Source organism: Achromobacter semiaridum (assembly GCF_053543755.1).
Window position 1 is genome coordinate 1 of record NZ_JBLVOL010000064.1, and the last position, 21,062, is coordinate 21,062.

Sequence of the window (21,062 nt, forward strand, 5' to 3'; positions counted from 1 at the left end):
TGGCACGCCGGGCGTTGCCGGCACAGCCGCAACTCCAGGGGCAGCGGGCGCAGCGGGCCCAGCCGGCTCTCCAGGCGCCGCAGGAACACCCGGCGCGCCGGGTGACGCCGGCGCTCCCGGCGCATCCTCCTCGGACAGTGCCCGTACGGGCACACCGCCGGATAACGCCAAAGACCTCTCCAGCAGCATGCCAAGCTGGTTGGCGGACAATCTGCTTGTCATCGTTACCGCCCTGCTGGCATTGATCGCCTTCGCGATTGCCTGGCTGCTGCGTCGCGCCGGCGCGCGTCGCGACGACGATGACGAGGACACCTACGCCTTTAACGAGCCGGTGCTGGACACGGCAGCGCTGAACCGCAAGCTCGATACGATCAATCTCGACCTGGACGAACCGCCCACGGACGAACCGCGCCGAGTCAGCGGTCCACGGGTTTGAACGATGTCTAGAGTTGCATTGGGGCTGGCCTATGACGGCTCCGCTTGGCAGGGTTGGCAGACCCAGCCGCACCGGCAAACGGTGCAGGACACACTGGAGTCTGCCTTGGCAAGATTCTGCGGCGTGCAGGGCACGGTGCCCACGATATGCGCGGGCCGCACCGACACCGGCGTGCACGGCGCAATGCAGGTGGTACACCTGGACACCGCGTTGGACCGGCGCATGGAATCCTGGGTGCGCGGGGTGAATGCGTTTCTGCCGCCCAGCGTGTCGGTGCAGTGGGCGCAGGAAGTGTCCGACGAATTTCATGCGCGTTTTTCCGCGCGCGCACGCACCTATGTGTACCTGCTGTGGCGTGGCCGGGTGCGGCCGGCTTTGTGGGCGGGGCGGGCCGGTTGGTGCTTTCAACCGCTGGACGTGCAAGCCATGCGCGCCGCCGCTCAGGCCCTGGTCGGCGAACACGATTTTTCAAGCTTCCGTTCTTCGCAATGTCAGGCCAAGCATCCGGTGCGCCAGATGCACCGGCTGGAAATCGCGGAACGCGGGCCGTTCCTGGTTTTCACCTTGAAGGCCAACGCGTTTTTGCATCACATGGTCCGCAACATCATGGGCGCGCTGCTGCAAGTGGGGCAGGGCAGGGAGTCGGTGGACTGGATGGCGCAGCTGCTGTCCTGGCGCGACCGTACGCGCGGGGCGCCCACCTTCGCGCCCGACGGCCTGTATTTGTCGGCCATTGATTACCCAGCCGAGTTCGGCCTGGAAGAGCTTGATGGCGGCTCGTCTTTGTTGTCGCCGTTTACGCAGTCTTATTAGGAATTACCAGGAAGCCGCCGTCGCCCACCGCGCCTTCCATGCGCTTAAAGGAACCATTGCCATGCAACGCCGCGCGTTTTTGAAACAGGCCGCCCTCGGCGCGGCAGGCAGCGCCGCGTTGGCCGCACCGGCCATCGCACAACAGGCGACGGCCATCGCACAACAGGAACCCGCCGTCGCACAACAGACGCCGGCCGTCGCACAACAGACGCCCGCCGTCGCACAACAGACGCCGCCCATCACACAACAGACGCCGCCCAAGACAGAGCAGGCGCCTGCGGTGGCATGGCGGCTTGCGTCCAGCTTTCCAAGCGAATCGCCCACCTTGTTCGCGGGCGCCGAAGACGTTGCGCGGTATGTGTCCGAGGTGACCGACGGCCGTTTCACGATCCAGATTTTCCCCGCAGGCGATCTGGTCCAGCCCGGCCAAGTGCTTGAAGCCGTGCAGAACCGTGTTGTGGACTGCGGGCACACGGCATCGACGCGCTACTTCGATACCGACCCCGCGCTAAGTTTCGACGCCGGCGTTCCCTTCGGCTTGAACACCCGACAGATGAACGCCTGGATGCTTCAGGGCGAAGGCCTGGCGCTGACGCGTGTGCTGTTTGACAAGTACAACATCGTGAACTTCCCTTGCGGCTATACGGGGGCGCAGATGGGCGGGTGGTTCAGGGGCGAGGTCAAGACCGTGGACGACTTGCGCGGCTTGAAGATCAAAGCCAGCGGATTCGCGCGGAACGTGCTGGCGCGGTTGGGCGCCACGCCTGTCGATGTACCGGTGGCCGACACGTACGCCGCGTTGGAGCAAGGCGTGGTGGACGCGGTGGCCTGGGTCGGTCCGTATGACGATGAAAGCCTGGCGCTGTATAAGGTCGCGCGTAATTATTACTTCCCGGGTTGGTGGGCCGGCACCTTGCAGCTGTCGCTGTACGTGAACCAGGACGCCTACGACGAACTGCCGAAGCCGTATCAGTCGGCCCTGGCTTTGGCGTGCCGCATGGCAACCGCCAACATGATCGCGAAGTACGACGCAGGTAATCCCGACGCGTTGCGCCGTCTGGTATCGCGCGGCGCGCAGCTCAAGGCGTTTCCCAAACCGGTGCTGCAAGCCTGCTACGACGCATCGCTGGCGGCCTATAAAGAGCTGGGCGCCAAGGATCCGATGTTCAAGAAGCTCTACGACAGCATGGTCGCTTTCCGGGACAAGGAAGTCCCCTGGTTCCGCGTTGCCGAGGGCAGCTTCGACTCAATGATCGCCACGCTGGGCCAGCCAGCAGGCTGATAGCCGCCGGGGGCCGCGCGATATACTGATACACCGATTTTTTCTATCGGGCCACAGGTGGTGAATGTCATGCGTACACGCATCAAAATCTGCGGATTGACCCGCGAACAAGATATCGAAGCGGCCGTCTCGGCCGGCGTCGATGCCATCGGCTTTGTCTTCTATCCCAAGAGCAAGCGTTGCCTGACGCCGACGCGCGCGGCCCAGTTGCGGCGTGCGGTGCCGGCGTTTGTGGACGTCGTCGCGCTGTTCGTCAACCCTGCGCCCTCCGACGTGCAGGCCGTGCTGGATGAAGTGCACCCTGAACTGCTGCAATTTCACGGCGACGAGTCCCCGCAGGATTGCGCCCGCTACGGCCAACGCTTCCTGCGTGCATTCCGCGTGGGTGCGCCGGGCTTGGAAACCGCTGAAAACCTGGCCTCGTACTGCCGCGCATTCGGCGAAGCGGCGGGGTGGTTGTTCGACAGCTATAGCTCCGGATACGGTGGCAGCGGCCATGGCTTTGACTACGCGTTGCTGGACGACGTGCGCGCCGATCCCGTGTCGCGTCCCCTGATCTTGTCGGGCGGTTTGAACGGCGACAACATCGGCCAGGCGATCCAGCAAGTCAGGCCCTGGGCCGTCGATGTGAGCAGCGGCGTCGAGCTTGAGCAAGGAATAAAAAGTTCTGATAGAATCTCGTTCTTCGTTGATGCGGCACACGCCGCAGACGCGAAAATGAAGGGTAAAAAGTAGTGCTGTAGTTGCGTTGGTGTGCAGTTGCCGGCCGGTAAAAATTGGCGGTAGCTGCCGGTAGCCGAAGCGGTTTGGAAGCGGTCATAAAGCGGTTTGGAAGCATGACACGCTTAATAAATCGAACTGAACGAATCGGGTACTGAAAGCCATTCAGATTGGTATTCAGTTGGGCAAGCGAAAGCAAATTGCCAAGGCAATAGCCCCAACCAAACCACGCAATGAATACTGCAAAAAATCATTAAAGACGATTTGCACGGTTCAAAAAAGCACTATATAATTCTTCTTCTTTGCAGGCGGTTAGCTCAGTTGGTTAGAGCGCCACGTTGACATCGTGGAGGTCGTTGGTTCGAACCCAATACCGCCTACCAGATTCCTGCAAGTGCTGAAAAGCACGGCAAAAGCCGATACTAAAAGCCGCTAAGTCACTGACTTAGCGGCTTTTTTCATTGCGCTGCGCAAACCCGCCAGGGCCTAGCAAGCCTGAGCGCTTCCCACGATTTCTGGTTTTCTACGGTTCTGGTTTCCTACGGTTGCGACGCCGCCTCGCTCCGCGCGGATTCGTCGTGTTGATTTTTCCTGACCCCGCGAATATTTAACGCCGCCAATCCCAGCTGAAGCGCAATCAACGCATACGCGCCGTCGTGCAAACCCCACGCAATCCACAAAGCATTGCTAAATAGAAATACCCAAAATCCCCATTTGCGTTTGGCTTTGCCTTGCGATGCCACCAGCCATGCGGCGGCCAGCGATGTCACCATCGCGGGCCATTGAAGAAAATTCCATAGCGCGTCCATGATGTCAGCCGGGTCCTCCGTTGCAGCGCAAGCGATCAGCCCAGTTTCTTGACGACGCGCGCCAGTTTGGCAATGCCGCCGGTGCCGCTTGCCGCGCGGCCCATCAGGGCTGTGCCGGCCGCCGTCAGCATGGCGCGTTTGAAGGGCGTGCGGCCTTTCATGCCCGCCATGATCAATAGCGCGCCCAGGCCAAATACGATTAGGTGTTCGCCCGGGAAGTCGGGGCGGCGGGCGTCTATGTCCTTCAATTGCCGCGTCAGCGATTGGTCATCACGGCCCACGGGTTCCATTTCAACTACGTCATCGGTTTGCATTGCAGTTCCCCCAAAAGAAAAGAAGCCGCCTCTCTTCAGCAAGTGACATGCCACGCGTTGCCCCGGGGAAAGCGAACACCGTATCGCGGGGGCGGGGCTTATCTGATAAGGTCCGGCGTATCTTCCGCCTGCCTACACCATGCACACATTCAACAAAGCTCTACTGCTGGCGCCCTGCGTTTGGCTTGCCGCTTGCGCCATCAAGCCGCCGCCGGCAACGCAAGCGCAGCCGCGTGTTGACGAATTGCCGATGTATGGGGGCATGGACCGGTCTGCCGCGGCCGAGTTGCAGGCCAGCGACAAGAAGCTGCTGCAGGACGCGGTCCGGGCATTCGGTTCAGCCGGCAAGGCGTCTAAGGCCTGGGTGTCGCAGGGCTACCGGTTTTATCAGGCGGACCAACTGGGCATGGCGATGCGGCGGTTCAATCAGGCCTGGCTGTTGAACCCGGACAACCCCGAGGCCTATACCGGCTTTGCCGCCGTGCTGCACGACCAGGGCAAGTTCTGCCAGGCGATGAGCATGATGGACCTGGCGATCAGCCATGATCCCCCGACGTTTCAGGGAATTTATGCCGACGCAGGCAGCATTGCCGCCCGGTGCGCGGCGGAAGACAAGACGCTGCCGCCGGAGGCGCGGGTGGCGGCTACCGCGCGGTCCGACGAGTGGTATCGCAAAGGCGAAGCCGTTGAACCGGACAAGGGGTATTTGTATTCCTCTTGGGCCACGGCGTACTACTGGCGTGGGCAATACGATCAGGCGTGGGCAATGGTGGTCAAGGCGCGCGCGGCGGGCGGATCGCCCAGCCCGAAATTCATGGAAATGCTACGCGCCCAAATGCCGGAGCCGCGCGGTTGACTCGGCGACCGCCCGGTTGATTCCCGCCGCTTCGACGGCAATGCGGCAATTGCGATATTCTGCTGACCATCATGATGAAAGCTCTATGGTTGGCGTTGGGCTGCGTGATGCTGGCATTGGGCGTCATCGGCGCATTTTTGCCGGTCATGCCGACGACGATTTTCCTGATATTGGCGGTGGGCTGCTTTTCGCGGTCGTCCCCGCGCCTGGAAAAATGGCTGCTGGACAGCCCGACTTACGGGCCGCCGCTGCGCATCTGGCGCGACCAGAAGGCGGTGTCGCGTAAAGGCAAGACGTACGCCTGCCTCGGCATGGCGCTGGGATACGGCTTGTTCTGGTGGAGCGCGCACCCGTCGTGGCCGTTGGCCGTGGGCGTCGGCTTGTTTTTCGTTGCCAGCGCGGCCTATGTACTCAGCCGGCCGGCACCGAACGTGTCCGATGTCGGCGGCCGGCCGTTGCAACGATAGCGCTGGGCGCGCGTATCGCTGCGCCGGCCCTTTCAGTGCGAATGCCGGGGATCGCCCCGCGTCTCGATCACTTTCAGATAAAGCGTTGCCGGTTCCAGGCAGCCCCCGGTAGACAACTGGCCCACCATCTGCCGGTAGATTTCCTGCCAGGGCGTTTGCGACGCGGGCGGCTGATACGGCGGTTCCTGCTTGCGCCGTTCCATCTCGGCATCGTCCACCAGCGCGGTCACGCTGCGTTGGTTCAAGTCGACGCGGATCTTGTCGCCTGTGCGCAGCAGCGCCAGACCACCGCCCACGGCCGCTTCGGGCGACATATTCAAAATCGACGGGCTGGCCGACGTGCCGCTTTGCCGGCCATCGCCCAGGCAAGGCAGTGAATCGATACCACGCTTGATCAGGTGCGACGGCGGCGCCATGTTGACCACCTCGGCGCTGCCCGGGTAGCCGACGGTGCCCGCGCCGCGTATTACCAGAATGCAATGTTCGTCGATGTTCAGCGACGGGTCTTCGATGCGGGCGTGATAATCCTCCGGGCCTTCAAAAACAATGGCGCGTGCCTCGAAGGCGTTTTCCGAACCGGGTTCCGACAGGTACGTGCGGCGGAATGCTTCGCCCACCACCGACATCTTGATGATGGCGCTGTCGAAGAAGTTGCCCGACAGCACGATGAATCCGGCGCGATGCTTGAGTGGCGCTTCGCATGTGCGAATGACGTCCGGGTCGCGTGTCTTGGACGCGGCGGCGATGTCGCCGATACTGCGGCCGGATACGGTGGGGCAGTCGGCGTGCAGGCGGCCGGCCGCCAGCAATTCGTGCATGACGGCGGGCACGCCGCCCGCACGGTGAAAGCCCTCGCCCAGGTGTTCGCCGGCCGGCACGCAGTTCACCAACAAGGGCACGTCTTCGCCTAGCCGTTGCCAATCATCCAGGCTCAGGTCGATGCCGGCGTGACGCGCCATGGCGATCAGGTGGGGCGGACAGTTGCTGGACGCGCCCAGCGCCGAGGCCACCACGATGGCGTTTTCAAATGCCTCGCGCGTCAGGATGTGCGACGGGCGCAAGTCTTCCCGCACCATGTCGCAGATGCGCATGCCGGTGGCATAGGCCATCTGCGCGCGCTCGCGGTAGGGGGCGGGAATGCTGGCGCAGGTGGGCAAGGACATGCCCAGCGCTTCGGCCAGCGAATTCATCGACAGCGCGGTGCCCATGGTGTTGCAGTGGCCCACCGACGGCGATGACGCCGTGGCCAGCGTCATGAAGCCTTCGTAATCCAGCTTGCCCGCCGCCATCAAATTGCGGGCATGCCAGATGACCGTGCCGGAACCCACCCGCTGGCCCTCGTGCCAGCCGTCCAGCATCGGTCCGCCCGACAGCACGATGGCGGGCAGGTCGACGGTGGCGGCGGCCATCAGGCAGGCGGGTGTGGTCTTGTCGCAACCGGTGGTCAGGACCACGCCGTCCAGCGGATAACCATGCAGGATTTCGACCAGGCCCAGATAAGCTAGGTTGCGATCCAGCGCGGCGGTGGGCCGCCGGCCTTGTTCGGCCAGCGGATGCACCGGGAACTCCATGGGGATGCCGCCCGCGTCGCGGATACCCGCCTTGATGCGCTCGGCCAGCGCCAGGTGATGCCGGTTGCAGGGCGCCAGGTCGCTGCCGGTCTGGGCGATGCCGATGATCGGCCGCCCCGATTGCAGTTCCTGCCGCGTCAGGCCGTAGTTAAGGTAGCGTTCGACGTAAATCGCCGTCATGTCGGCGTGCGCGGGATCGTCGAACCATTTCTGGCTGCGCAACTTGCGGGGTATCTGTGACATTTGGAGCTCGCTTGCTTCGCGTGGGCGATCAGTAAAAAGGCGTCAGTTGCGCGCCTTCTGAATCTCATCATTCAACTGCTTGATGAGGTCGGGGCCCAGTTCCTGCGTGTATTTGTCGACCACCGGCTGGACTTTCTGGCGCATGCGCGCCACTTCCTCGGGGCTGACGGTGTTGATCTTCATGCCGGCCTTTTCAAGCGTGGTCATGGCCTTGGTGGAATCCGCGCGGCTGTCCTTGCGTTCAAACTCACGCGATGCCTCGGCCGCCTGGCGCACCAGTTTCTGTTCGTCGGGCGACAGCGTGTCCCACCACTTCTTCGATGCCAGCACTACCCACGGCGTGTAGACGTGGCGCGTGATGGTAAGGAAGGGCTGCACTTCGTAGAATTTGCTGCTTTGAATGGTCGTGATGGGATTTTCCTGCCCGTCGACCGTGCGCGTTTCCAGCGCGGTGAACAGCTCCGAGAAAGGCATGGGCACGGCATTGGCGCCCAGGGTATTGAAGACGCCCAGCGCGATCTGGTTTTGCATGACGCGCAGCTTGATGCCTTGCAGGTCTTCCGCGCGCGCGATCGGACGCTTGGAATTGGTCATGTTGCGGAAACCGTTTTCCCAATAGACCAGGCCGACCAGCCCCTTGGCTTCAAGCTTCTTCAACAGGTCCTGGCCCAGTTGGCCGTCCAGCACCGCGTCGGCTTCCTTTTCGCTGTTGAACAGGAAGGGCAGGTCGAACACGCCGAATTCCTTGACCATGCCCGCCAGCGGCGCGGTGGACCCGACCATCATTTCCTGGGCGCCGCCGGCCAGCGCGCCTTGCATCTGTTCGTCGGAACCCAGGTTGGCCGACCCGAAGGTCTTCATCTTCAACTTGCCGCCGCTGACTTTTTCAAGCTCTTGCGCCAGGAAGCGCGCGGCGCGGCCCTGGACGCTTTCTTCGTTCAGGCCGTAACCAAAACGGATCAGGCGCGGCTTGACGTCGGCCGCGGCGGCCACGCCGGCAACGGCGCAGGACAGCGCGGTGGCCAGCACGAGTAAACGGGTTTTGAATCGTTGGGTCATGGTGCTCCTCCTTGGGGTTTTTTTGCCGCTAGTGCATCCAGCGTGCGGGTACGGTGATCAGCTCGGGGAAGATCACCAGCAGGACCAGCAGGCCCGTGTAGGCCACGACGTAGCGCCACACGCCCCTGCAGATGGTTTCCATATTGATGCGGGCCACGCCGCACACCACGTTCAGCACGGTGCCCACCGGCGGGGTCAACAAGCCCACGCAGCCGACCATCACGAACATGACGCCGAAGTAGACGGGGTCGATGCCGGCCTTGGTGACCACGGGCATCAGCACCGGCGCCAGGATCAGGATGGTAGGTGTCAGGTCCATGACCGTGCCCACCAATGTCAGCAGCAGCAGCAGGGCGAACATCAGCAGCTTGGGTTGGTCCATGACCGGTTCCAGCAGCGCAATCAGGTCTTGCGGCATGTCGGCCAGCGTGATCATGTAGGACGACACCATCGCGGCGGCCACCAGGAACATGACCACGGCTGTCGTGCGCGCCGCATTGACGAACAGCGGCATCAAGTCCCGCAGCCCGATTTCGCGGTAGACGAACAGGCTCACGCCCAGCGCGTACACGGCAGCCACCACGGCGGCCTCGGGCGGCGTGAAGACACCGCCGCGCAGCCCGCCGATGATGATGACGGGCAGCATCAGCGCCCATATCGATTCGCGCAGCGCCTTCAGGCGGTTGCGCCACGGTTCACGCGGCGACGGGGTGATGCTGCCGTGCTTGCGAGCCACCCACGTCCATACCGCCACCAGCGTCATTCCCATCATCAGCCCGGGCGCGATGCCGGCGAAAAACAGCTTGGTGATCGATACGTTGGTGGCCACGCCGAAGATGATGAAAGAGATCGACGGCGGAATGATCGGGGCGATGATGCCGCCGGCCGCGATCAGGCCGGAAGCCTGGCCCGCGTCGTAACCCTTTTCACGCAGCATGGGGATAAGCAGGGATCCCAGCGCGGCGGCGTCCGCCACGGCCGAGCCGGACAAGGCGGCCAGCAGCACGCTGGCAAAAATCGCCACGTAGCCCAGCCCGCCCTGAATATGGCCCACGAACATGCTGGCCAGGCGGACGATGCGGCGGGATATCCCGCCTGCGTTCATCAGTTCACCCGCCAGCATGAACAGCGGTACGGCCATCAGCGTAAAGCTGTTGGCGCCGGTCAGCATGTTCTGCGCGAGGATTTGGGTGTCGTAAAAGTCCAGCTGGAACATCATGGCCAGGGCGCTGAGCAACAGCGCGAAGGCGATCGGCATGCCCAGGGCGATCAGCCCCAGCAGTACAAGCAGGAAGACGGTCAGGATCATTGCAGAGGTCCGGGCGGGGAAGGGGGCGGGGGCGGTGGGCGGGCGTGGCCCGGGTCAGACCAGCGGGTCTTCGGGGCTGGATTCCGCCGGCAAAGGGCCGCCGGCCAGCACACGAACCAGATCAATGACGGTCAGGATTCCCATGGCCACGGACGCGTACAGCGCCGCCGTGTTGAACACCGCCAGGCGCATGCCGGTGACCGGCAGCACGGTGTCCATGCCGATCACGGTCTGCACCCAGCTGCCCTGCGCCATCAGCCACAGCACCCACAGCACCAGCAGCTGGCAAAAGATGTGAGACACACGGCGCGCAGCGGGTCCGAAACGCTCGACCAGCATGGTGACGCCGATGTGCTGGTGTTCGCGCAACGCAATGACGGCGCCCAGGAAGATCAGCCAGACAAAAGCCAGGCGGGATACCTCGTCAGACGCGTTGATGCCGGAATTGAACAGATAGCGCAGCGCCACGTTGCCGAACAGCAGCACGACCATGACGACCAGACAGGCCACCATCAGCCAGGTCTGCAACGCAAAACACCAATCGGCGGCACGGGCCAGCGGCGAACCGCCGCGCGGCCCGGAAGGGAAGGCTTGCATGTTTGTCTCCTGCCCGGTTTTTCTGGGCTTTTTTCGCTTATGCTTTGGCGGATGTTAGCGCTAACATTTCGCTTTTGGCAAGCCCCTGTTTTTTGCGTCAGACTACGCGCTTCCCACCCGACCACGAAGGCCAATGTCCATCCGTAAACCCCGAAGTTCGCACGCTGGCCGCGTCACCATGCAAGAGGTGGCGCGCCGCGCCGGCGTCAGCGCCATCACCGTGTCGCGCGCGTTGCGCACACCGGACAAAGTGGCCGAGGCGCTGCGCCTGCGCATCGCGCGCGTGTGCCAGGAACTGGGGTACGTGCCCAACCATGCCGCCAGCGCGCTGGCTTCGGCCCGCTCGCAGACCATCGTGGTGCTGATCCCGTCGCTTAGCAACGTGGTGTTCGTGGACATCATTTCGGGCATCAAGGAAGTGCTGGACCAGCATGGCTATCACATGCTGATCGGGGTGACGGGGTATTCGCCGGATGCCGAAGAAGCCTTGCTGCGCAAATATCTACAGCATTCGCCGGACGGCTTGATCCTGACCGGCATCGACCACAACCCGGGCACCTGGGCCTTGCTGCGCACGCACCACATGGCCACGGTGCATACCATCGAAACGCTGGCGGGCGCCGACGACATGAGCGTCGGTTTCTCGCAGTTTGATTCCGGCTATGCCGCCTGCCGCCATCTGGTGGAACGTGGCCGCCGCCGTATCGGCATCATCGGCGCGCAGTTGGACCCACGTTCGTTGCGCCGCTGCGAAGGGGCGCGACAGGCGTTGCGCGATGCGGGTTGCTACGACGCCACGCTGGAGATCATGACCCCGGAAAAGTCGTCGATCAGTCTGGGGGCGTCGTTGCTGGAATCCTTGCGACAGCAGCATCCAGATTGCGATGCCGTCTTCTTCTGCAACGATGACCTGGCCCAAGGCGCGGTGTTTCAGTGCGGCAGGCTGGGCGTGCGCGTACCCGAGCAGATGGCCCTGATCGGCTTTCACGACCTGGCGGGCACGGCGTGGACGACGCCGCCGCTGTCCACGATCGCCACGCCGCGCTACCAGATCGGCGTGTCGGCTGCGGGCTTGCTGATGCAGCATCTGGCGGGCGAGCCTATCGCCCAGCGGCACGTAGACCTGGGCTTTACGCTGGTGCAGCGCGAAACCAGCTGAACGACGGCGCTAGCTTGCGCGGCGCATGGCCAGGAACACGCCCGAGGCCATGATCAGCGCCATGCCCGCCAACGCCAGCGTGTCGGGCGGGCGCTGGAACCAGAAGGTGCTGAACAGCACGGCCAGCAGCAGCTGAAAATAGTTCAACGGCGCCAGGGTCGCTGCCGAGACCCGTTGGAATGCGGCAATCAACAACACCTGCGCCAGGCCGCTGCATGCGCCCAGCGCGATGATGATCGCGGTATCGGCGGGCGTGGGCCAGGGCTCGGGCAGAAAGAAGGGCGCCGGCAGCGCCGTGACGATCAGGCAGATGATCGCCGTATACGCGTACTGCACCGGCCCGGGCACCTTGCTCGACAGCTTGCGTGTCAACACCTGGAAGATCGCGTAGCAGATCGCGGACACGGCCATCAACAGCGTGCCCAACAGCGGCAGGTCGGCGCCGGGCCGCACAATCAGCAGCATGCCGGCAAACCCCACGGCCACCGCCAACCATTGCACGGGGCGCACGCGTTCGCCCAGCAGCCACGGCGACAGCGCCACCATGATGAGCGGCGACGTGAAGTAGATGGCGGTGGCTTCCGACAGCGGCATCCAGATCAGTGCGGTCATGAAGCACGTGGCTACCGTGGCCAGCGTGACGCCGCGCAGCACCAGCAGGGGTTTTTCCGGGGCATCGCGCAGGCGCATCCCGCTGCCATGACGCCACAGCATGGTGACGGCCAGAACGATCACCGCCAGATACCGCATCACGTTCAGGAACGGCGCGGGGTAGCGTTCCAGCATGTGCTTGGACCCCGCGTCAAAGGTGGCAAAGGCCACCAGCGCGGCGAAGAACAGCAGGATGCCGGCATTGCGCGAGGCGGCGGGCGTAGGCAGGACGGCAGCGGAAACGGAGGCCATGGTGCTTGCCGCGCGTCAAGCGCCGGCGTGGCCCAGGCCTTGCAGGAACGCGTCCAGCGCGGGGCCGATCGCCTGCACCATGTAGCCGCCTTCCTGCACGACGACGGTGGGCAAGCGCAAGCCGGCCACGCGCGCGCCGATGTCCCGGTACGCGTCGATGTCCAGCTTCAGCACGCTGATGGGGTCATCCTTGTAGGTGTCGAAGCCTAACGCCAGCACCAGCGCCTGCGGTGCGTAACCGGACAGCGCTGTCAGCGCGGTGTCCAGCGCGGCCAGGAAGGGGGCGTTGCCTGAACCGTGCGCCAGCGGCAGGTTCAGGTTGTAGCCTTCGCCCGCGCCGTGGCCGCGTTCTTCCGCGTAGCCGGTATAGAAAGGGTAGTAGGCGCCGGGGTCCGCGTGCAGCGACACCGTCATTACGTCCGCGCGCTGGTAGAAGATGTTCTGCGTGCCGTCGCCATGGTGGGCGTCCACATCCAGCACCGCCACTTTGGACCAGGTCTGTAGCAGGCGGCTGGCCGCCGCCGCGCTGCTGTTCAAATAACAAAAGCCGCCGGCGCGATCCCGATGGGCGTGGTGGCCCGACGGCCGGCACAGCGCGTACGCCATGCCGGACGTGCCGGCAACGTGATCGGCGGCCGCCACCGCGCTGTGCGTGGACCGCAGCGCCGAACGCCACGTCTGCGGCCCGATGGGGCAAGACAAATCGCTTAGGTAGTACCCCGCTTGCGCCACGATGGACGGAGAGGGGCAGGGCCCACGCCCCGCCTGTTCGACCCGGCCGTTGTAGTAAGGCGAAAGGTTGGGCAACACTTCCGGGCCCGGGTCCACGCCGGGCGCCTTCAACGACTGCCAGCGCGTGTAGGCGGATTCCAGAAAGTTCAGGTAGTCGGCGCTATGGATGCTTTCCAGCGGTTTGCGGCCATAGTCCGAAGGCGCTTGCACGGGGATGCCGCGCGCCGTCAGGGCGCCTTGCAGGCTTTCCGCGCGGGACGGCAGATCGGTAGGGGCGCTGATCCGCCCCAAGCGCATGAACTGCTGCGGGGTGTGCAGCAATTGTTCTTCCGAGAAAAACGCCTTCATGGTGGTCCTCGCTGACGCGTCAAGCCTGTTTGATTTCGATTTCGACAAAAACGAATTCGGTGTCGCTCGGGTTGATGACGTTGTGCTCAACGCCAACCGGTCGATAGTAGGCGATGCCGGTGGTGAGCTGGCTGGTGACCTCGCCGTCGGGCGTTTCAAGCAACAGCGGGCCGGTGGTTTGTGGCACCACCACGTAGTTCATGCCGTGGCGGTGCCACCCGGTTTCACCGCCGGGCGGAAAGCGCCATTCAGTGACGGTGACGCGGTCGTTGTCGATCTGCACGGTGGGAACGGCGGCGGGGCGTTGCACGGGGGAAGCTCCTGAAGTTGTCATGGTGTCGTGGTGTCGGTGTCGGTGTCGGTGTCGGTGTCGGTGTCGGCGGCGGCGGCGGCGGTCAGGCCATTGTCGCCTGCGTGGGATCCCAGTGTTGGCCGGGCACGGCGGCAATCAGCTGACGCGTGTAGGCATGCTGTGGCTTGTCGAAAATCTGGGTCGGGGAACCGTATTCCACGACTTTGCCACGGTGCATCACCAACACGGAATTGCAGATTTGCGCCGCGACCCGCAAATCATGGGTGATGAACACCAGCGCGATCTGCAAGCGCTGCTGCAAGTCATGCAGCAGTTGCAGCACCTGCGCCTGCACCGAGACGTCCAGCGCCGACACCGATTCATCGGCTACCAGCACCTTGGGTTCCAGCGCCAGCGCCCGCGCGATGCCGATGCGCTGGCGTTGCCCACCCGAAAACTGGTTGGGGTAGCGGTCGAAGGCGGACGGGTCCAGCCCCACCAGCGACAGCAGTTCGCGCACACGCGCCTCGGCCTTGGCGCGCGGCACGCCGTTGGCCACGGGCCCGTCGCTGATGATGCGGCCCACGGTGTGGCGCGGGTTGAGCGAGGCAAAAGGGTCCTGGAAGATCATCTGGATATCGTGGCGCAATGGGCGAAAGCGCGATTCGGACATTGCGGCAATATCCTGGCCATTGAAGATCAGTTGCCCGCCGTTGATGCCCACCAGCTTCAGCAGGCACTTGCCGATGGTGGACTTGCCTGAACCGGATTCGCCGACTATGCCCAACGTTTCACCGCGCCGGACGCTGAAGCTGACGCCGTCCACCGCATGCACTTCGCGCTTGCCGCCCAGCCAGCCATGGCCAATGACGTAGGTTTTCTTCAGGTCTTTCACTTCCAGCACGGGCGCGTCATTGGCGGTGGCCACGCGTTCTTCGCCACGCCGATGCGGCACCGCCGCGATCAGCCGCTGCGTGTACGGGTGGCGCGGGCGGTTCAGGACTTCGTCGGCGGGACCTTGCTCCACCAGCACGCCTTTTTCCATGACGGCGACGCGGTGGGCAATTTCGGCCACCACCCCGAAATCGTGCGTGACGAACATCACGCCCATTCCTTTCTCTTTCTGAATGCGCGCGATCAGCGCCAGGATCTGCGCCTGCGTGGTGACGTCCAGCGCCGTGGTGGGCTCGTCGGCGATCAGCAGGGCCGGCTCCAGCGCCAGGGCCATGGCGATCATCACGCGTTGGCGCTGGCCGCCGGATAGCCGGAAGGGATACACGTGATACAGCGTGGCCGGGTCCGGCAACCCCACGAAATCCAGCAGTTCAAGCGTGCGCTTCATGCGCTGGGCGCCCGGGTAGGCGTCGTGTACGCGCATGACTTCGCTGATCTGTTCGCCCACGGTCATCAACGGGTTCAGCGCCGACAGCGGTTCCTGGAAGATCATCGCCATGTCTTTGCCGCGCATGGCTTGCAACGTGGCTTCGTCTTGCTGCAACAGGTCCTTGCCACGGAACAGGATGCGGCCCTGCTGCGGCGTCAGGTAGTCCGGCAGCAGGCCCATGATGGCGTTGGCGCTCATGGATTTACCCGATCCGGATTCGCCCACGATGCACAGGATTTCGCCGGCGCGGATGTCGTAGGAAACGTCTTGCACGGCAAAGGGCCGGTCGCCGCCGCGAGGCAGCGCGATACTCAGGTTCTGGATGGAGAGCAAGGGCGTGGCTTCGGTCGTCATGTTGGCCTCCTATTCGCCGCGCTTGCGCAGTTGGGGGTTCAAGGCATCGTTCAGGCCTTCGCCGATCAGGTTGATGGCCAGCACCGTCAGCAGGATGGCCACCCCGGGCCACACGCTCATCCACCAGGCTTCGCGGATCATCGTGCGCGCCGCGCCGATCATGAAGCCCCAGCTCATCAGGTTGCGGTCGCCCAGGCCCAGGAAGGACAAGGACGATTCCGTCAGGATGGCGGTGGCTACCATGAACGAGGCCGACACGATGATGGGCGACATGGCGTTGGGCAGAATCTGCGTGCTGACGATGCGCGCCGGCGTCTGGCCAATGACGATGGCCGCCTGGACAAATTCGCGCTGCTTGAGCGTCATGAATTCAGAGCGCACCAGCCGCGCGGCGGGTGGCCAGGACACGACGGCGATCGCGCCCATGATGGAATAGACCGACGGGCTCAGGATGGCCACCAACACAACGGCCATCGCCAGTTGCGGAATGGTCTGGAAGAACTCGGTGAAGCGCATCAGCGCGTCGTCCACGCGGCCACCGCAGTAGCCCGCCACCGAGCCGACCAGAATGCCGAACAGCAGCGCCACCGCCGTTGACAGCAGGCCCACCATCAAGGACACCCGCGCGCCCCACACCAGGCCGGCGGTGATGTCGCGCCCCAGCATGTCGGTGCCGAACGGGAAGTCGGCGTTCGTGAATGGCGGAATCAGCGGGTCGGCCACCATCATCCAGGGGGACTCTTCATACAGCAGCGGCGCGGCCAGCGCCACAATGACCACGACCAGCATGATGGCAAGACCCGCCACCGCGCCGTAGTTGCGCATATAACGTCTGGCAAAAGCTTTCATGCGGCGGCTCCTTGCTGCGCGCCCGCGGCGATACGCGGATCAATCAGGCGGTACAACACATCGGTCAGCAGGTTGAACACCACCACCATGATTGATGTGACCAGGAAGATGCCCAGCAGCAATTGGTAGTCGCGCTGGAGCAGGGCGTCGAACATCAGGCGCCCGATGCCCGGCCAGGCAAACACGGTTTCGGTCAGCACCGCGCCGCCGGCCATCTGGCCCAGCTGGATGCCGGCGAACGTAATGACGGGCAGCAGCGCGTTGCGCAGCACGTGCACGCGGATCACTCGGCTGGGGCTGACGCCCTTGGCTCGCGCCGTTTTCACGAAGTCCATGCCAATCACCTCCAACATCGACGCCCGCGTCAGCCGCACGTACACGGCCATGAAGAAGCAACCCAGGGTGACGGTGGGCAGGATCAGGTGTTGGGCGATGTCGGATGCGCGCGCCCAGCCGGTCAGGCCCGAGCCGACGGTTTCCATGCCGAAGGCGGGCAGCCAGCCCAGCACGACGGAGAACAGCAGAATGCCCATCAACGACAGCCAGAACAGCGGCGTGGCGTACAGCAGCAGCGCGCCGGTCATCACCGAACTGTCGATCCAGCGGCGCTTGTTGCGGTAACGCGCCTTGGCCGCGACCACGCCCAGGAAGACACCCAGCACGATGGAAAACAAAAAAGCGCAGGACATCAGCAGGAATGTGGCGGGCAGGCGTTCAACGATCAGGTCCAGCACGGGGACGTGGTTGCGGTACGAGAAGCCCAGGTCCAGCTGGACCACGCCTTTCAGGTACAGCATCAGCTGCGTCAGGATGGGTTTGTCCAGGCCGAATGCCACGCGCAATTGATCGACGTAGGCGGCATCGCCCGCGCCGGCCTGGCCCGCCAGCACGGCGGCCGGGTCGCCGGGCGCCAGGCGGATCAAAAAGAAATTGATGATCACCACGCCCAGCACGACCACCAGGGCCTTGCCGACGCGGGACAGGAAAAAGGAAAGGAATTTCATGCTTGGGATGTCCTCTCGGGCTGAACGCGGGCGGCCAGGGGGCGCGCCCATGCGCTGCCGGCTCCGCCGCCGCAAGGGCTTCGCGGCGGCGTCTTGCTGCGCTTACTTTTCGATGTAGACGTCGTCGAACGATTCGTTCAACCCGATGGCGGTCTTGACCAGGTTCTTCACGTTGGCGCGGTACAAGGTGGGGAATTCCATATCCACCAGGTAGCCGTTGGCCACGTCGTTGACCAGCGTGGTTTGCAGCTTGGTGTAAATTTCCTGGCGCTTGGCCGGGTCAACTTCAGAGGCGGCGGCTTCCCACTGCTTGTCGGTCTCGGGGTTGCTGTAGCCCTGCACGTTGGCAAACGGCGAACCCTTGACGATGTTCGACGAGATATACAGCCGCTGTACGCCCAGCGCGGGGTCGCCGTACTGGTAGGTGAACGTGGTGGTCAGGTCAAAGTCCCAGTTGCCCGTGCGGCTGGCCCAGCCGCCCGCGTCGGTGGATTCCACGTTGACCTTAAAGCCCAGCTGTTCCAGGGCCTGCTTGGTGTATTCGCCCAGGCGATCCCAGGTGGAACCGTACGGAAAGCTCAGTTGGCGAATGGTGTAGTCCTCGGGCTTGATGCCCGATTCCTTGATTAGCGCGCGCGCCTTTTTCATGTCGAACGGCATCCCCGGCATGTTCTTGTCGTAGAACATCTCGGTCGTCACGAAGGGGCTGGTGGACACCTTGCCCAGGCCGAAGAAAATATTGTTGACCACCATGTTGCGGTTCATCGCGGCCATGATGGCCTGACGCACCTTCAGGTTGTCGAACGGAGGCTTGCGCATGTTGAAGATCAGGTAGGCCTGCGGCGAGAACATTTCCCAGCCGGCGGTGGTGTATTCCACCTTGGGCAGGGCGCGCAGGCGCTTGATGTCGACGTTGTCCACGTCGCCGCCGCGCAGCACGTCCACGCTGCCGCGTTCGAACGCGACGGCGCGCGAGGCTGCGTCGGGAATCACGTTGAACACCAGTTCGTCCAGATACGGCTTGCCGGGCTTCCAGTAATCGGGGTTGCGCGTCAGCTTGATGTATTCGCCGCGCTTCCATTCCTTGAACATGAACGGGCCGGTGCCCACGGGCTTCTGGTTGGCCGGATTGGTCATGAAGTCCGTGCCGGCGTACAGATGCTTGGGCATCATGGGCGCAAAGCCGGGTTCGAACATCAGCATGAACGCGGGGAAGGGCGTCTTCAGCTTGATCACCACGGTTTTCGCGTCCGGGGCGGTCACCGAATCGACAAACTTGTTCAGGATGACGCGGGCGCGGGCATGCGTCTTGGGCAGCATTTCGGAAAGCGAGAACACCACGTCTTCCGACGTGAACGGCTTGCCGTCATGCCACTTGACGTTGTCTTGCAGGTGGAACGTGTAGGTCAGGCCGTCGGCCGCCGCTTCCCATGACTTGGCCAGGCCGGGCTGCGGCTTCAGGTCTGTGGAATAGGTCAGCAGGCTTTCATAGATCTTGCCTGCGACGAACTGCGTGGGGCCTTGCTGGTTGATGGCCGTGACAATCACGGGCGGCTCGGGCTGCACGATCATGTTCAGCGTGCCGCCTTTGGTCTGTGCCAAGGCTTGCGAGGCGGGTAGCGCGGCCGCAAGGACCAATGCGCCGATGCTTAGGGAGAACCATTTCTTCGATTTCACTGCGAGCCTCCGGGCTGGAAAGGGACTGACAGGTGACCGCCGCTGCGCGGCCGATGCCGTGCTTTGACAAGCAAACCTTGTGCCACCTGGGTTTCTCAGGGGTATTACAGGTAAAGCCGCTACCGCCATGCTTCGTACAGGTGCTGGGTAAGACAGGCCGCGCACCAATGCGGCGAAATCGGCGGTGCACGCGCGGCGTGCCGAAAGACGTGGAGACGTCGGCGTCGGCCGCGCGGCGATCCGCGAAGAAACAGCTGCCGCTATCTTGCGGCGTTGGCCCGCGCCACCATGGCGTCAAGCAGGACGTTGCAGCCGGCTTCCAGATGCTCGGGCTGGGCGTCTTCAATTTCGTTGTGGCTGATGCCGTCTTTGCAGGGCACGAAGATCATGGCGGTGGGCGCCGCCGCGGCCATGTAGACGGCGTCGTGGCCCGCGCCCGTCACGATGTTCATCGCGGGCAGGCCGCGGCTGGCGGCGCCTTGCCGCACCTTGTCCACCAGGTCGGTATCAAACGGCGTGGGGCGGAAATACTGCACGTCTTTCAAGTCCACCTTCACGCCATGGGCCACCGCAATGTCGTCGCAAGCCCGGCGCCATTGCTGGTCCATGCGCGTCAACGTGGCTTCGTCTTCGTGGCGCAGGTCGGCGGTAAAGCGGACCTGGCCGGGAATGACGTTGCGCGATCCCGGATACGCGTGAATCTCGCCCACGGTCCCGCGCCCATGCGGCTGGTGCGCGTTGGCGATGTTGATGACGGTCTGCACCAGAAAGCTGGCCGCAAAGAGCGCGTCGCGGCGGATTGCCATCGGCGTGGGGCCCGCGTGCATCTCCATGCCGGTCACCGTGATGTCGTACCAGCGCAGGCCCAGCGAGCCGGTCACGACGCCGATGGTCTTTTCTTCGTGTTCAAGGATGGGGCCCTGTTCGATATGGGCCTCGAAGTACGCGTCCACCGGGCGCCCGCCAACCGGGTCGGTGCCCGCATATCCGATCGCGGCCAGCTCATCGCGTACCGATATGCCCTGCGCATCGCGGGCCGACAGCGCGGTTTCCAATGTGAACTTGCCGGCGAATACGCCGGACCCCATCATCACGGGCACGAAGCGCGAGCCTTCCTCGTTGGTCCAGATCGCCACTTCCAGCGGCGCTTCTGTCTGGACGCCGGCGTCGTTCAGCGTGCGCATCACTTCAAGACCTGCCAGCACGCCGTAGCAGCCGTCGAACTTGCCGCCCGTGGGTTGCGTATCGATGTGGCTGCCGGTCATGACGGGCGGCAGGTCGTTATTGCGGCCGGCGCGGCGCGCAAAGATGTTGCCCACCTGGTCCACCCGCACGGTCATGCCGGCATCGCGCATCCAGCCGGTGACAAGGTCGCGGCCTTGGCCGTCCAGCGCGGTCAGCGCCAATCGACAGTTGCCGCCTTTAGGCGTGGCGCCGATGCGCGCCAGGTCCATCAGCGACTGCCACAGGCGTTGGCCGTTGATGGACAGGGTAGACGTAGTCATGTGTTGCCTCGATGGTCGGTAAGGGGATCGAAGTCTTCGCGCAGGCGCGCCAGGATGCCAAGCAGGTGCGTGTGCATGGCGTGGCGCGCGCGAATCGGGTCTCGCGCCGTGATGGCGTTCAGGATGCGTTGATGCTCGGCATGGGCGGCAACCCACGCCTGCGTCGTGACGAAATAGTCCTGCATGCGGCTATACAGTGAGCTGGACTGGCTTAGATTCCACAGGTGCGCCACGGCTGACGCCAGCGCCGCGTTGCCGCAGGCGGCGCCGATGGCGCTGTGGAACGCGCGGTCGTGGCGGCCGGGCGAGTCGGTCAGCGACATGGCGGCATGGGCATCGCGGATGCCGGCAATTTGCGCGGGCGTGGCCTGGTGGGGGG

General features: G+C 63.9%; 21 protein-coding genes, 1 tRNA gene and 1 pseudogene. 8 read left to right on the plus strand and 15 right to left on the minus strand.

All coding sequences use genetic code 11. The annotated features are described in order from the left end of the window. The 5 genes and pseudogenes from ACNPP0_RS17590 to ACNPP0_RS17610 form a co-directional block, all read left to right on the plus strand. A pseudogene (locus tag ACNPP0_RS17590) lies at nucleotides 1–436 on the plus strand (peptidoglycan-binding protein LysM); the annotation flags it as partial. Between the two features lie 3 nt (nucleotides 437–439). Next, the gene (gene truA, locus ACNPP0_RS17595; RefSeq protein ID WP_332613510.1) at nucleotides 440–1,249 is read left to right on the plus strand and encodes a tRNA pseudouridine(38-40) synthase TruA; all 810 of its coding nucleotides are present in this window, start codon (nucleotides 440–442) and stop codon (nucleotides 1,247–1,249) included. A 61-nt stretch (nucleotides 1,250–1,310) separates the two neighbouring features. Next, nucleotides 1,311–2,531 (plus strand): TRAP transporter substrate-binding protein, encoded by a 1,221-nt coding sequence (locus ACNPP0_RS17600; protein WP_448706575.1) that lies wholly within the window; start codon nucleotides 1,311–1,313, stop codon nucleotides 2,529–2,531. Between the two features lie 69 nt (nucleotides 2,532–2,600). After that, nucleotides 2,601–3,266 carry a phosphoribosylanthranilate isomerase gene (locus ACNPP0_RS17605; protein WP_332613508.1) on the plus strand — a complete coding sequence of 222 codons (666 nt, stop codon included), beginning with the start codon at nucleotides 2,601–2,603 and terminating at the stop codon, nucleotides 3,264–3,266. Between the two features lie 291 nt (nucleotides 3,267–3,557). Further along, nucleotides 3,558–3,634 (plus strand) — tRNA-Val (locus tag ACNPP0_RS17610). Between the two features lie 156 nt (nucleotides 3,635–3,790). Here the strand turns inward: ACNPP0_RS17610 and ACNPP0_RS17615 are convergent. Together ACNPP0_RS17615 and ACNPP0_RS17620 are read right to left on the minus strand one after the other, a co-directional pair. Continuing rightward, on the minus strand, nucleotides 3,791–4,060 hold the full coding sequence (locus ACNPP0_RS17615) for a hypothetical protein (RefSeq protein ID WP_332613507.1): 270 nt from the start codon (nucleotides 4,058–4,060) through the stop codon (nucleotides 3,791–3,793). A 35-nt stretch (nucleotides 4,061–4,095) separates the two neighbouring features. Beyond that, nucleotides 4,096–4,374 carry a hypothetical protein gene (locus ACNPP0_RS17620; protein ID WP_332613506.1) on the minus strand — a complete coding sequence of 93 codons (279 nt, stop codon included), beginning with the start codon at nucleotides 4,372–4,374 and terminating at the stop codon, nucleotides 4,096–4,098. A gap of 262 nt (nucleotides 4,375–4,636) precedes the next feature. Between ACNPP0_RS17620 and ACNPP0_RS17625 the strand changes: the two genes are divergently transcribed. Both ACNPP0_RS17625 and ACNPP0_RS17630 read left to right on the plus strand, forming a co-directional pair. Then, a complete protein-coding gene (locus tag ACNPP0_RS17625; protein ID WP_448706576.1) occupies nucleotides 4,637–5,230 on the plus strand; it encodes a tetratricopeptide repeat protein in 594 nt (197 codons plus the stop codon). 71 nt (nucleotides 5,231–5,301) lie between these two features. Then, on the plus strand, nucleotides 5,302–5,697 hold the full coding sequence (locus ACNPP0_RS17630; RefSeq protein WP_448706577.1) for a YbaN family protein: 396 nt from the start codon (nucleotides 5,302–5,304) through the stop codon (nucleotides 5,695–5,697). A 32-nt stretch (nucleotides 5,698–5,729) separates the two neighbouring features. On the opposite strand, the gene ACNPP0_RS17635 is transcribed toward ACNPP0_RS17630, so the two are convergent. From ACNPP0_RS17635 to ACNPP0_RS17650, 4 genes are read right to left on the minus strand one after another with little or no spacing between them, the layout of a single operon-like run. Continuing rightward, the gene (locus ACNPP0_RS17635) at nucleotides 5,730–7,511 is read right to left on the minus strand and encodes an IlvD/Edd family dehydratase (protein ID WP_448706578.1); all 1,782 of its coding nucleotides are present in this window, start codon (nucleotides 7,509–7,511) and stop codon (nucleotides 5,730–5,732) included. Between the two features lie 42 nt (nucleotides 7,512–7,553). After that, nucleotides 7,554–8,570 (minus strand): TRAP transporter substrate-binding protein, encoded by a 1,017-nt coding sequence (locus ACNPP0_RS17640; RefSeq protein WP_332613502.1) that lies wholly within the window; start codon nucleotides 8,568–8,570, stop codon nucleotides 7,554–7,556. Between the two features lie 28 nt (nucleotides 8,571–8,598). After that, nucleotides 8,599–9,879 carry a TRAP transporter large permease gene (locus ACNPP0_RS17645; RefSeq protein ID WP_448706579.1) on the minus strand — a complete coding sequence of 427 codons (1,281 nt, stop codon included), beginning with the start codon at nucleotides 9,877–9,879 and terminating at the stop codon, nucleotides 8,599–8,601. Nucleotides 9,880–9,933: 54 nt separating this feature from the next. Continuing rightward, a complete protein-coding gene (locus ACNPP0_RS17650) occupies nucleotides 9,934–10,476 on the minus strand; it encodes a TRAP transporter small permease (protein ID WP_332607338.1) in 543 nt (180 codons plus the stop codon). 133 nt (nucleotides 10,477–10,609) lie between these two features. On the opposite strand from ACNPP0_RS17650, the gene gntR reads away from it, so the two are divergent. Beyond that, the gene (gene gntR, locus ACNPP0_RS17655; protein ID WP_448706580.1) at nucleotides 10,610–11,635 is read left to right on the plus strand and encodes an HTH-type transcriptional regulator GntR; all 1,026 of its coding nucleotides are present in this window, start codon (nucleotides 10,610–10,612) and stop codon (nucleotides 11,633–11,635) included. A 9-nt stretch (nucleotides 11,636–11,644) separates the two neighbouring features. On the opposite strand, the gene ACNPP0_RS17660 is transcribed toward gntR, so the two are convergent. The 9 genes from ACNPP0_RS17660 to ACNPP0_RS17700 all read right to left on the minus strand — a co-directional run. Next, complete coding sequence (locus ACNPP0_RS17660) at nucleotides 11,645–12,538, minus strand: DMT family transporter (protein ID WP_332607340.1); 894 nt, start codon at nucleotides 12,536–12,538, stop codon at nucleotides 11,645–11,647. A gap of 15 nt (nucleotides 12,539–12,553) precedes the next feature. After that, nucleotides 12,554–13,618: a histone deacetylase family protein gene (locus tag ACNPP0_RS17665; protein ID WP_332607341.1), complete on the minus strand. Its 1,065-nt coding sequence runs from the start codon at nucleotides 13,616–13,618 to the stop codon at nucleotides 12,554–12,556. Nucleotides 13,619–13,637: 19 nt separating this feature from the next. Next, nucleotides 13,638–13,928 (minus strand): cupin domain-containing protein, encoded by a 291-nt coding sequence (locus ACNPP0_RS17670; protein ID WP_332607342.1) that lies wholly within the window; start codon nucleotides 13,926–13,928, stop codon nucleotides 13,638–13,640. An 85-nt stretch (nucleotides 13,929–14,013) separates the two neighbouring features. Continuing rightward, nucleotides 14,014–15,648 carry an ABC transporter ATP-binding protein gene (locus ACNPP0_RS17675; protein WP_332607343.1) on the minus strand — a complete coding sequence of 545 codons (1,635 nt, stop codon included), beginning with the start codon at nucleotides 15,646–15,648 and terminating at the stop codon, nucleotides 14,014–14,016. Nucleotides 15,649–15,657: 9 nt separating this feature from the next. Beyond that, nucleotides 15,658–16,497 carry an ABC transporter permease gene (locus ACNPP0_RS17680; RefSeq protein WP_332607344.1) on the minus strand — a complete coding sequence of 280 codons (840 nt, stop codon included), beginning with the start codon at nucleotides 16,495–16,497 and terminating at the stop codon, nucleotides 15,658–15,660. Then, nucleotides 16,494–17,501, minus strand: a complete 1,008-nt coding sequence (locus tag ACNPP0_RS17685; RefSeq protein ID WP_162941181.1) for an ABC transporter permease — start codon at nucleotides 17,499–17,501, stop codon at nucleotides 16,494–16,496. The genes ACNPP0_RS17680 and ACNPP0_RS17685 overlap by 4 nt, the downstream gene beginning before the upstream one ends. A gap of 102 nt (nucleotides 17,502–17,603) precedes the next feature. Then, the gene (locus ACNPP0_RS17690) at nucleotides 17,604–19,178 is read right to left on the minus strand and encodes an ABC transporter substrate-binding protein (protein WP_448706581.1); all 1,575 of its coding nucleotides are present in this window, start codon (nucleotides 19,176–19,178) and stop codon (nucleotides 17,604–17,606) included. A gap of 260 nt (nucleotides 19,179–19,438) precedes the next feature. Beyond that, on the minus strand, nucleotides 19,439–20,683 hold the full coding sequence (locus tag ACNPP0_RS17695) for a Zn-dependent hydrolase (protein WP_448706582.1): 1,245 nt from the start codon (nucleotides 20,681–20,683) through the stop codon (nucleotides 19,439–19,441). Then, the coding region (locus ACNPP0_RS17700; protein WP_448706583.1) for a FadR/GntR family transcriptional regulator at nucleotides 20,680–21,062 on the minus strand (383 nt) is incomplete at its 5' end. The genes ACNPP0_RS17700 and ACNPP0_RS17695, both read right to left, overlap by 4 nt.